Origin of the sequence: Pseudoalteromonas sp. Xi13, from assembly GCF_003952205.1 — a bacterium.
Lineage (GTDB): Bacteria > Pseudomonadota > Gammaproteobacteria > Enterobacterales > Alteromonadaceae > Pseudoalteromonas > Pseudoalteromonas atlantica.
In genome coordinates this window covers 695,894-707,950 of sequence record NZ_CP034440.1, presented here as the reverse complement: position 1 = coordinate 707,950, position 12,057 = coordinate 695,894, and the positions used below count along the sequence as shown (strand labels likewise).

Annotated in this window: 9 protein-coding genes; 4 read left to right on the top strand and 5 right to left on the bottom strand. The window is 40.6% G+C overall.

The window, feature by feature from the left end:
* Positions 1–42: 42 nt before the first annotated feature.
* The 3 genes from EJ103_RS19580 to EJ103_RS19570 all read right to left on the bottom strand — a co-directional run bounded on the left by EJ103_RS19580 (position 43) and on the right by EJ103_RS19570 (position 2,632).
* Complete coding sequence (locus tag EJ103_RS19580; RefSeq protein ID WP_126009557.1) at positions 43–390, bottom strand: hypothetical protein; 348 nt, start codon at positions 388–390, stop codon at positions 43–45.
* The gene (locus tag EJ103_RS19575) at positions 391–1,416 is read right to left on the bottom strand and encodes a hypothetical protein (protein ID WP_126009555.1); all 1,026 of its coding nucleotides are present in this window, start codon (positions 1,414–1,416) and stop codon (positions 391–393) included. It abuts the gene before it with no gap.
* A 211-nt stretch (positions 1,417–1,627) separates the two neighbouring features.
* Positions 1,628–2,632, bottom strand: a complete 1,005-nt coding sequence (locus EJ103_RS19570) for a nuclease-related domain-containing protein (protein ID WP_126009553.1) — start codon at positions 2,630–2,632, stop codon at positions 1,628–1,630.
* A gap of 430 nt (positions 2,633–3,062) precedes the next feature.
* On the opposite strand from EJ103_RS19570, the gene EJ103_RS19565 reads away from it, so the two are divergent.
* The 3 genes from EJ103_RS19565 to EJ103_RS19550 all read left to right on the top strand — a co-directional run bounded on the left by EJ103_RS19565 (position 3,063) and on the right by EJ103_RS19550 (position 6,940).
* Positions 3,063–3,362, top strand: coding sequence for a helix-turn-helix transcriptional regulator (locus tag EJ103_RS19565; protein WP_004589614.1), 300 nt, complete (start codon positions 3,063–3,065; stop codon positions 3,360–3,362).
* Complete coding sequence (locus EJ103_RS19560; RefSeq protein WP_126009551.1) at positions 3,352–4,557, top strand: HipA domain-containing protein; 1,206 nt, start codon at positions 3,352–3,354, stop codon at positions 4,555–4,557. The genes EJ103_RS19565 and EJ103_RS19560 overlap by 11 nt, the downstream gene beginning before the upstream one ends.
* 1,819 nt (positions 4,558–6,376) lie before the next feature.
* On the top strand, positions 6,377–6,940 hold the full coding sequence (locus tag EJ103_RS19550) for a hypothetical protein (protein WP_064385816.1): 564 nt from the start codon (positions 6,377–6,379) through the stop codon (positions 6,938–6,940).
* A 346-nt stretch (positions 6,941–7,286) separates the two neighbouring features.
* Here the strand turns inward: EJ103_RS19550 and EJ103_RS19545 are convergent, their stop codons facing one another.
* Both EJ103_RS19545 and dgt read right to left on the bottom strand, forming a co-directional pair.
* The gene (locus EJ103_RS19545; RefSeq protein WP_126009549.1) at positions 7,287–8,966 is read right to left on the bottom strand and encodes a cell surface protein; all 1,680 of its coding nucleotides are present in this window, start codon (positions 8,964–8,966) and stop codon (positions 7,287–7,289) included.
* Between the two features lie 181 nt (positions 8,967–9,147).
* On the bottom strand, positions 9,148–10,614 hold the full coding sequence (gene dgt, locus EJ103_RS19540) for a dGTPase (protein WP_126009547.1): 1,467 nt from the start codon (positions 10,612–10,614) through the stop codon (positions 9,148–9,150).
* Positions 10,615–10,805: 191 nt separating this feature from the next.
* Here dgt and EJ103_RS19535 point away from each other — a divergent pair, with 191 nt between their 5' ends.
* Complete coding sequence (locus EJ103_RS19535) at positions 10,806–12,029, top strand: ectonucleotide pyrophosphatase/phosphodiesterase (protein WP_126009545.1); 1,224 nt, start codon at positions 10,806–10,808, stop codon at positions 12,027–12,029.
* The last annotated feature ends 28 nt before the right edge of the window (positions 12,030–12,057 follow it).

Sequence of the window (12,057 nt, the reverse complement as noted above, 5' to 3'; positions counted from 1 at the left end):
ATACTAGCAACTGTTATTATATGGTGAGTGTTTAGCTTTACTTTAATAAAGGCTTTTAAATAAGGTAATAATGCAGAGGCAAACTATCATTCCTGTCACTGAAATAAAATGAGCTGCTGCTATTGCTCTATCAATAGGCCGCGCATGTTTAGCTACAAAGCGGGCATCAAATAACTTGTTCTTAATTCTATACTTACTAAAAAGCATTGCAAATACATAAAATGAAGCACTCGCCCCAATCCCTCGGTCCCAACTAGGTGGATACACGCCACCCTTTTCCATTTGTATATTTATATATTTAATTGTCATTCTTGAAAGCAAAAGAGATGAAACAAAAAAGCTAAAAAGAAACGTTAAAAACAAGTAAGTTAATATAGGTGCTAGGTCCATTTATAAAATACCCGTATGAATAGGTTTGCGATCATAAATATTCTCAGTCGCCTTTTTAACTAAAGTATTGGTTCCAATACTCATGGCAAATCCGGCTGCAAAGCCTAATCCAATAGCAACAATCCATCCGTAAGGCGTTAACATTAGAAGTGTACTTGCGGCTAAATGTGTTGTTATAAAAGCACCAGTTGCTATCCCTACTGCTGTTGACGCCCCAAAACCAGCCATTTCAGCTGATATACTTCTATGCCAGTCACCACCATTTTTATAATCACTATAAACAGAAACTCCTCGCACAACAGCATCGAAGGCAATCATCCCATAACCTAGCCAACGAGCATTATTTTCGAGGCGTTTTATTTTGTTTAATTCAGCAGTACTATTTATATCAAGTTTAGATGAATGTCTGGCACTTTTAGCTATATGAACACCACGGTCAGGGTTAGACCAAATAGTACCTCTTCGACTTGCACGGTTAGTATTCATAAAACGCTGTAATTCAGCTTGGTATTTAACTTGCAAGTCTTTAAATATAGCAAGTGCTTTTTGCTCTAAAGCAACCATGTGGTATTTAGGCATACCTGATTTATGTGCGGCTCGAATGTCTTTTAAAGATGCTTCATATTTAATCGCTAAATCAACAAATTTTGAACTGCGAGCTTCTATTGATGTGGCACCTGAACCAACAATAGCATGTGTGTTACTTTCTAAAAATGGTATCACTTGAGCTTGAAAGTCAGAAATTGCAAGCAAGGTTTCACTCCCAAAATCACGTAACATACCTGCAATATTTCTTCTTGATTGAGCTGGTAGTAGCGAAAATTGTCTGAGTATATTTTTTTGTTCTGAGGTAGGGTTATCTGAGAGTTGTGAATATTCTTTGCGCCAGATATATGGTGTACCAGAAGTTATTACTTCATTTTTTATATGGCTGTTGTCATTTGAAAAAACGTCTTTTTTGTCTGTTTTGCATTTTACTACTTCTGCAGTGACTGCATCCAAGCAGATTCTAATTTCTAGAGCCATGATCAGTATCCTTACTTTTTAACTGTTTAAAAAAGGCTAATGATTTTTAATTAAGTAGTCAATACAAAATTATTTTACACTAAGAAAGTGTAAGATAATTTGCTGCTAGTATTGTATGAAACTCAATACAGCACATAGGCCTTTTCGCTGATTGAGGATTATAAGCCAGTTACTAACGAGCAAGCGCGATGTAGAATCGCACCTACAAACGTTAAAGCTTAATTGGCGTACTTATCTCACAATCTTTGCATACTAAAGAGTAACTTTCTCTACGTTTACTTGTTTTCGTATTACTACTAGAGCACTCAGGGCATGGCATTTTCATTGGCGTATTTGCACTGCAATTGCCGCATTTTACAAAGTAGCCATAACGTCCAGAAAGAGGCTGTAAGTTGATCGAACTTTTACATTGCTTACACGTTAATATTATATCTTTGATTAGAGCTTCTTTAGGTTTTACTTGTGTAGTAATGGTTTGCTCAGATGTTATTAAAGCCTCATCGTAAACAGATTTTGACTCGCTTATATACGCAGACACATATGAAGGCTCTTGTAAGTTAGGCGATATATTTTGCTCTAAAAGAAACTCACAGATCCTAGCTAGGCTTTCTTCACTAAACCAAGGACGAGTATTGGTCGAAAAAAAGTGCAGAGCATTTGGTGTTGAGGCAGGTAGCTTCATTATGTCTAAAAGTTTATCAGCTATAAACTCAGACTTAACGAGACGCTCCTCAAGCGTTTTTGGTGTATTATCTCGATTAATTATGGCATTACTCGATATTGCACAGATGCTATGCCATTCACGGCCACCAAAATTTTGTTGTATTTTACCAAACATTTTTGGCAGGAGTTGAGGAGCATTGTCTCTTACTAAACTTTTTAGTAATGCCAATTGTAGCTCAACTTGTTTGATTGGTGACGGCATGCCTTGCCATTGCCCACGGTAACTGCGACTCCACTCTTGATGTTGGTTTATTGCAACTTCACCGGTAATACTTTTTGATTCAATAAGAATAAATCCGTAGGTGTAAACAACAAGGTGGTCTATCTGTGCGGTCTCGCCGTTGTGTTTAAACTTTACATCGTTAAACACAAATACTTGAGAGTGGTCTTTAAATGCGCGGCGTAAGTAAAATGCTACGTCTAGCTCTTGTTTTTGACCCGCTTTGATCTTAGCGTAATTGGAAGTTGATAGAGATTTATCTTTTAAAATCATGCGACATCCTTTCTGTCATATATGTTTAAATCATATCACTGAAGTACCTAATAAAAATACTGTTGAAGGTTTTTTTACTCGCCCTGCTTTTACGCTGTTAATTTATTAAGTTATGAGAAGCTGCGCTTCTAACGTGAGCAAGCTCACGTTAGAAGCGCGATATAAAATCGCGCCTAAACACCACATCCACGCCAGTGTAAAATTCACCTTGTAGACGCGCAACTTGTTGGCGTTCAAAAGCTGGGCTTTACGGTGATAATTTATAAGTAATGAGAAGCTACGCTTCTAACGTGAGCAAGCTTGGCGCCTACGGTAAACTTGAATGCCGCTGCTCGAAGCTCATTACGTCTCTATTTAAATAATATTGCAATCATATTAAATACCGCTAAACTAATCATTAGTTTATTAATGACCGATTAGGTAGTCATTTATGAGATCTGAACAAGCATTAAAGCTGGCGCGTCGCTTGGGTGATTTAATTCGTCAGCATCGTACTTTACTTTATACCCAGAGCACGTTCGCTAAGATGATTGGTGTATCTCGCTCCACGGTACAAAAGCTTGAACAAGGAGAGGTAGTAAAAAGCGATATATTGTTTGAAGCCCTTGTTGTTCTTCAATTGCAAGGCTCATTGCTGGATGAAATTAACGAGCTAGCCGCAGATGTGGGCGGTTATAATGCAAGACAGCGTAAAAGCAATAAAACTCAGGTGATTAACGATGACTTCTGAAGCTTATGTATTTATTGACGGTTTAGAAGACAGCCCCATAATTTGTGGTTTTTTTAAGTTAAATACACAAACTGGCCGAGGTGAGTTTAATTATGGTAAAAGTTACCTTGCGCGCTCTGATGCGTTTGCGCTCGATCCGCTGCATTTACCATTACAGTCTGGCATAGTTAGTTATTCTGCCAATAAAGGTGTGTTTGGGGTGCTAAGTGATGCGGGAGCTGATTCGTGGGGGCGTAAGCTTATACTGTCGTTACATAATACCAAGCCAAAGAATGAGCTAGAATTTTTACTCGCAGGGTCTGGGTATGGTGTTGGCGCCTTGATATTTAGTTTGTCGCGCAGCGCATCAAAACATAAAGCGAATAAAAATACATTAGCCGATTTAGCCTTGTTAGATCAAGCAAAGGACGATTTGCTCGCCAATAAAGCGATTTCACAAGAAGCAAAAAAAGCCTTTGAATTTGGCCAAAGCATGGGGGGAGCAAGACCTAAAACCTCTGTGAAAATTGATGATAAGCTTTATTTAGCAAAATTTAATCGTCAAGACGATTTGTTTAATTTAGCTAGGGCTGAGCATGGCGCTATGTGTATGGCTAATGAATTGGGGATTCGCACTGCAAATACCCATATTCATGAAACAGAAAATGGCGATGTTCTGTTAGTTGAACGTTTTGATGTAAGCGATGACTTACCAACTCATCACTTTTTAAGCGCCAATAGCTTATTACAAAAACCAAAAGTCGCGATAAGCGACTTAGCAACATACTATAGCTACGGTGAACTGGCAGAATTTATTCGCCACCACACAGGTGAGTTCGCTGCTGATGCTACAGAGCTCTACAAGCGAATGGTATTTAACGTGTTTATTGGTAATACCGATGATCACAGCCGAAATCATGCATTTTTGTATCACTTTGCTGGGCAAACGTGGCGTATGAGCCCCGCTTATGATATCACCCCTATTAATAACTCAAAGCAGCATGGCATAGGGCTTGGTGATGATGGCCGATATGCTAGTATCGATAATTTATTGTCACAAGCCAAACGCTTTGGCCTCAACAAGGCTCAAGCAACAAAAATAATTGCAGAGGTTGAAAGCTATACTCGCCAGTGGCCAACGCACTTTAAACGTTTTGCTAATATCAGTGATATTGACATAAAGCGCTTAGAAAACGTGATCCCTCATATAAGTTAAAGATTATTTAAGTATTCATTAGATAGTTAATGACTGATTAATTGGTCATTTACTGGTTGGCGATTTTATGAACTATAAAGAAGAAATGAAAAGGCAGTGGGCTTTTGCTAAAACCTAGCTCGTAGCTCTAAACCCGCGCCAGATTAGTCGGCCTGGGCTTTATTTGTGGGCTGATAAACGCCATTATCTAACGCATAAAAGTAAGCTTGATAGCGGCCGGTTTGCTTAAACTTAAGTAATTGCTGATTAAAATTTTAAGCCGCTGTTTACTGTGTTCGTTATTTTTGGGTAGCATCATAAAGCTTTGAGATGACGGTTAATCGAGCTAAATAAGTTAGGTAACTTACTGGCCAAGGTAAAACGTAAAGTTAACTTTAATATACATAATGGTAATACCAACAACAAACTTAAAGGCTAATGCCAAAACAATTCCCCCGTCATTTTGCCCGAAAGGACTTAATTGATGAGTAATTGATTGCATGGCGGAGTTTTGTTCCCGACAAATTCCAAGTCCCTAAATCCCTTTAGGCAATGCAATTAAAGCCGTGACCTCGCCATGGACGGCGAATAAGCGGCGGTTACGTTCATATCTATTTCGGCTTTGAGGAAAATGCAAAATGCACGGGGCGCTTCATGGGGCGTACGGCGGTATTCGCCCCTTGGTTGCCATCGCCAACGCGATATAAGGAACTAAAAATACAGAGCGCGAGCAAGCTTCGCGCCTACATCGAGTGCTAACAGCAAAGCTTGGTGTAACCTTGTAGACGCGCATTGCTTTCGTTTAAAAGCAGGGCTTTTACGGTGTTAATTTTTTAAGTAATGAGAAGCTGCGTTTCTAACGTGAGCAAGCTCAACGTCTTGTATCTACAAGCGCGATATAAAATCGCGCCTACGCACCACACATCCACGTCAGCTTAAAATTTAACTTTGTAGGCGCGCATTGGTTCTGTTCAAAAGTGATTATGTCACCAGTGATAAGTGACCAATTAACCCCCGTATTTTCTCTGTGTAGCGCTAAGCGCCTCTGTGCCCTCGGTGGTGAAAAACAAGTTAAGCCAATTATTCACAAAGAGGTTAAGAGACGCTGCGCTTTTAGAGCTAGAGCATAAGTGATTTAATAAATGATCACATAAGTAAGAATTCGCTCTACAAAACAGTATTTTAATTTAGTGGTAGACGCGCATTGGTTCTGTTCAAAAGTGATTATGTCACCACCGAGAAGAGCAGGAGAAGTGACTTACTTATTCCTGTGTTTTCTCCGTGTAGGCGAAGCGCCTCTGTGCCCTTTGTGGTGCAATTAACTAGTAGCAGCGGCTTTATATGCCGCGAAAAATTTCATACCAAACGCGAGGTACGCTCATGTCATTTTGTGCGAGCAAGTTTCGCGCCTTCATGTTAGTGCTTTTCTTTATGTAATCTTTGCCTCTTTTAGAAAATTTAAGCTGTTGTGTGTGGTTTTAATCATGCGGTTATTTACTTTGGGTAATTTTATTTAAGTTTTAGTAACAATACCCGCAAACTTTTTGGTTGAGGTGTGGTCATAAAAAGAGTTGCTTTTTACAGTTTGTTACAAATAAATAACGTGCTGCTTGGTTGCAAAATGAGCGTGTAGCTATTGCCAGCATTATAGTGTGGCGCGCTGAGCTTACCAGTGGTTCATTAAATATTAACATTGATAAAATTGTTCTTTTAATTTGCACTGTCTAGTATTAAAGATTGACAGTACACACCCAAACAAAACATAATATTAACATTGGCTACACTTAAAAAGCATTTCACTTAATTGTATTGCGTAAATTGGTTGAAGGAGGGAAGTATTATGAACAAATTACTCATTGCATGCGCTATCACTGCTGCAACTTTGTACGTGTTTAAAAACGATTTGACCGCCTTGGCTCAAAATAATCTACCCAACTCAATAACTAACACCACGGCTGTGCAGCCTGCTCAACCTCTGGTGGTAGATATACAAGCAATGCAAAGTAGCCACGATGTAACTAATAAAGAAGGTACTGCACTTACCGAGCAAATAGTGATTACTCCCCAAGAGGTTGGTGAATACTCTGAGCTAGAAAGCGCTGCTCAAATTCAAAGTACGCTTGATTTAGCACAGTCAGAGCAAGTGTTTTTAGATAAAGTGCAAAGCAGCTTTGCTGAAAAGTCGCTATTTTTATACAGCTTTGAGTGTAAGCAAAACGATTGTAATGCAGGTATTGTGGCAACCGACGGGCAACCTAAACACGAGGATATAGCTGGCGTGTTAGCGCATTTGTCGGCGTCTGAAGAGTTTGCTAATCACTCTGTGCAATTAGCGGGTGTAGCGGTTAATAACGATGGTATTTTACAATACGATTTAAATATTAAAAACATGCCCCCCGAATAATACTAAGCGTAATAATAGTTAATTATTTTGAGCGGCCAAACTTGGCGCTAGCCGTGTTAAAAATACAAAGATGCTAAAAGTACAGGAATTTTCAACTAGTTAGTTATAACAACTAAACAACGCATTTTTGTAGCAATAAAACGTTTTCTCAGTCTTAAATCCATACTTAAAATAGCTCGCTTAATTTAGCGCATTAATACAATTCTATATTTTTAAACGACAAAGCGGCCTTGTGCCCGCTTTTTTGTGCTGGTAATTGAGTAATAGCAATTTTATCTTTAAATAGCGTACTTACTGCGTTAAAAATTATTTGTATAGAGCAATAATATCAAGCTTATTTGTTCGGCTATTCTTTTGTTTGCATGTTTTTAGCGCGCTCTTCTGCCTCTATTAAGGCTTGTGATTTAGGCGTTTTCTTTTTTTCCTCAATCACGGGCTTTTTATCTGAATTTGGGTCCCAGCTTTCATCTAGCGAAAGGTTTGCAAATGGGTTGCTAGAATCACTTTGCTTGGGCGTACTATCGGCCTCTGGTTGCGCTGGCTTTTCTTGAGCTGGCTGTGGTTGGTGAGCTGTTGATATTGGTGTATCTAAAGTGGGTTCGTTATTTGGTTTTGCTGAAACTGTAGCTTGTGCAGGCTCTTTACTTGGTTTTAAAGGCGCATCTGGATTGTAGGTACGAATTTCGGGCTCTTTAAAGTCGTGTTCGCTATTTAACGTGGTTTGATCAAGCTCACTGTTTTTATCGGCTGTATGCAGCTGCGCGCTGGTATTGGGCTCATTGATAGGGTTACTAGGCGCAGCCGGTTCGTTTATAAGAGTAGACTCTTGTGGTTTTACTTCTTCAACGGGCTCTGCTTTTGGCTGTTCTACTGCGACGGCTTTGTGCTTACGCGTGCGCTTAACCGAAGGAGCGTCTGGGTTAAACTCTCTTACCTCGGGCTCTGCAAAGCCTTTTGCATTTTGAATACGCGCTAATGTATTTTTTGCGGCAGCTTCAAACTCTGCGGTGTTTGGCTCTGGCGCTACTTTTTTAGGTTCAGGTGCTGGTGCATCTTCTTCTGGTTTAGCTTGTTCTGGCTCAGCCTCTGTGGCTTGCGTATCGGCAGGCAGTGGCTCGTTAATTGTCTCGTTTATTGGTGCATTAGAGCTTGCAGGCTCTGGCTCGCTCGAGGCCGAAATTGGGGGCACAACTGGTTTTGAAAGTTCATCACTTGGGGCTGGAGCCGTTTTGGGTGGTGCTGTTTGCTCTGCGCTTTTGTTGTTTTTAGTCATCGCTTTAGTTGGGGCTGTAGCCGTTGGAGCAACAGGCGGCTTGGGCTTATTTTGTTTAGCGCGGCGTAAACGTATAACCACCATGGCGCCAATTAATACCACAATAAGCAGTAGCAAACTTGGTAACAATAATGAACTTGGTGGCTCTGCAACTGGCGCAGGTATAAGTACAGGTGCGGGTTTGGGCGTTGTATTAACCGGTGGCTGCTCTTTTTTAGGCGCTGCTTTAGGGGCGGTTTCAGTGGCCACCGGCTGCGCTTGGTTAGTTGTAGGTGTTAACTCGCTGCTATTAGGTGCAAGTTCACCCTTAGGCGTGCTTGGCGCATCCTTTCCTGTATTAATTGGCGCAGTCTCTGGCTCGTTAGTTTCTGAGCTTTGCTGGCTTATTTGATTTGTAGGCTGAGAGCTTGTAGTTGCTTTACTTGCGCTTTGTTTTATAGCTTGTTCGGCCGCAGTTATTTGCTCAAGCAGTTGTTGTTCTTGCTCGGGGGTAAGGGCAAGTGGTTGTGGCTCTTTTTCAACTACTGGCGGCTCTACTGGTTTTGGTTTTGGTTTTGTTTGTACTTGCTTGGGTTTATTACAGTTTCTTTTAAAATCGCGTGCGGCGCTGCGGTATTTGGCACTGGCTTTATTATTACTGTACTGCTGCATTTCTTGCTTAATTAAAATACACATGGCTTCGTTATAGGCAGCACTTTGGCTGCTGTAAAATAAAGCAAAGCAAAAAATAAGTTGAGAGAGTCTAATAATCATAAAACACGGCGCTTAAGTATCAATAGTCTGATTTTAAGCGCAAAATTAAAATATATCTAGGCACTAAGGGCGTGTTGACCTTTGTGGATTGAAAATTTGTTCAATCTAAGGGCGATTAAATCGCGGCGTGAGGTTTGTAACCTAGTGAGATAAGTAAAAACCACCCAACAGCACGCCCTCGTTAATCAATCACCATTAAGCTGCGGTACTCGTCGTAGGCAAATTGGTCGGTCATGCCACTTATGTAATCTTGAATTAGCCTACAGCGATAGTAAAACTCGTAAGCGGCAAAGTGATCGGGCTCTTCTTGCATGGCATCTATGGCGTGCTGATAACTATTTAAGTGCTTTTTAGAGAGCTTTTTAACCAAACGCGATTCGATTAATAAACGTGAGTCGCCATTTAATGCGCGTTTAAAATCGTCGCTGTTAAGTTGTAGCAGTGGTTTATAACAATCGAGCAGGCCGTTAATTATGCGATAGCCTTGTAGTTCGAGTTTTTCTACCTCTTTGTGAGAAAACACATGCTTAAGCGCCACTTGTTTAAGGGTTTTAGTAACGGCATGTAAGTGGCTGTTATCTTCTAATAGTGCTTGGTTAAAGTCGCCGTGGTAAATAGTCTCAATGTGCTCTATAAAACGCTTGGCGGCGTGGTTTACAAGCGGGTGAAGCAAGGCCACGCGTAGGTAAATAAAAAATTCGCTATTAAAGTTGTAAGGTTGCGCGTTGGCGCGCTCTAGTGCGTAATCTACCGCTTTATCTACAAAATTTAGGTGTTCGGTGTCGTCAATGGTTAGGTTTATAAGGGCTTTTTTATATTCACTTTTTAGCTGCTGACAAAGTAGCTCGGTGGTTATTATGTCTTTTTCTACGGCGTCTTCTATGTCGGCTAAGCAATAGGATATATCGTCGGCGGCTTCCATAATATAACTTGCCGGATGGCGGCAGTATGGCTCTATAACCAGCTCGTTTTGCAGTGCCTCTACAAAGGTTTTTTCGCTGTAGTAGTAACCTACTTTTTTCATTAAGTAGTTTTTATTTTGCGGTATGTCTTTTGGGTTTAATCCCGCGGGGCGGGTGTACTTTAAAATGCCCGCGCTTTGGCAATAAGTTAAGTTTAACCCTAGTAGCGAATGAATTATGCGTATGCCTTGGGCGTTGCCTTCAAAATTACAAATATCGTGCGCTAAGTGCTTAAAAATAACCCCTATGCCGGTATTTTGCTCTTGGCAGCGCGTTGGTGTAACACTTGCTAAATTATTATTAAACCAGTGGTTTATGGCAGCTTCGCCAAAATGTCCAAAGGGTGGGTTGCCTATATCGTGCATTAGGCAGGCCATTTCTACTAGGCTTTCTAGTGGGCGCTCTAGCCCTTTTAAGCCAAACTCGGTTTGTTGCTCAAAGCTTAAATTTGCAAAAATGCGCTGTACTATAAAACGACCAACCTGCTGTACTTCTAGTGAGTGAGTTAAGCGCGAGCGCACCGCAGCGTTTCGCTCTAGCGGAAAAACCTGGGTTTTTTGCTGCAACCTACGAATAGCTGCACTGTTAATTATGCGACCGCGATCGCTTTCCATCGCCATTTGTAAATTTGCAGTCGTGCGATACATGCGCGCTGGGGTTATTTTTTTACTAAAGTCGATAGTCATCGGAGTCCTTGCTTAGTGGTGACGACTGGCAAAGTAAATGCACGTTGTCATTCGTTTTAAATACTTACTAGTTAATATATACATCTAGACGAGTTAGGTACAGGTGCTTGTATCATTTAAGGCCTGGCAATTGTATTATAAAGCTATATTTTTCAGTATTTAACGCATTTTAATGTAGGTGAGTATTTGTAATGAAGTATGTATTTTTAAAGGCGATGATGTTGGCTCTTTTAGTGTTAACCAGCCAAGCGGCATATGCGGCAAAAGAGCAAACCGTTGTACTTATATCAATAGATGGCATGCGTTGGGATTATATAGAAAAACACGGCGCGCCTAATTTAAAAGCAATGGCTGCTAAAGGTGTACGCGCGCAAAAACTAATGCCTGTTTACCCAACAAAAACGTTTCCTAATCATATTTCTATTATTACAGGGTTGCTGCCGGTAAATCATGGCATTGTAGATAATAACTTTTGTGATAAAGCCCGTAAAAACGAGTGCTACAGCATGGGTAAAGGCATGCGCGATAGCACGTGGGTAAATGGTATTCCACTTTGGAATTTAGCAAAAATGCAGGGGCTAAAATCGGCTACTTATTTTTGGCCAGAGTCGGATGCGCGCTTTAATGGTATGACGCCCGACTATTACTTTCATTATTCTAAATACAGTGAGTACCAAGGCCGTGTTGATCAAATAATACAGTGGCTAAGCTTACCTAAAGCGCAGCGCCCACGTTTTGTGGCAAGTTATTTTTCACTTGTTGATAGCATGGGCCACGAGTTTGGCCCAGACGCATCGCAAACTCGCGATGCGGTAAAACAATTAGATGAACTAATGGGCCAATTACAAACCCGTTTGAGCAAGCTAGAGCAAGAGATTAACCTTGTTATTGTATCCGATCACGGTATGGCGCCTGTAAACCCAGAGCAAAGTATTGATGTTTCTACATTGCCTAAAAACGATAATTTTATAGTTAAAAATACCGGCCCGCGGTTACTTATTTATGCAAAGCCTGCTGTAACAAGCGAGCAAATTACAACTTACAAACAACGTTTGCAACAAGCAGCAAACGGGCGTTATACGGTATTAAACGACGAGCAATTAGCGGCATATCACTACAATAAAGGCACTCGTGTGGGCGATATTGTTGTGCAAACTAATGCGCCTGCGGTATTTACTAACGAAGGCAAAGCAATGTATTTAGGTACTCATGGCTATGCCTATACCGATGATATGGCGGCTACGTTAATTGCTGTAGGGCCTGCTTTTAAACAAGGGCTAAGCCTTGAAAAGGTAAATAATCTTGATATTTACCCGGTACTTGCCAAAGTAATGGGGCTTAAGCTTTTAAGTAAAGTAGATGGTGACGGTAAAACGTTAATGCCTGCTATAAAACAAAAAATAGTAGTGCATTAATTAGCTGCGCACTTTTAGGCTTTTAGTG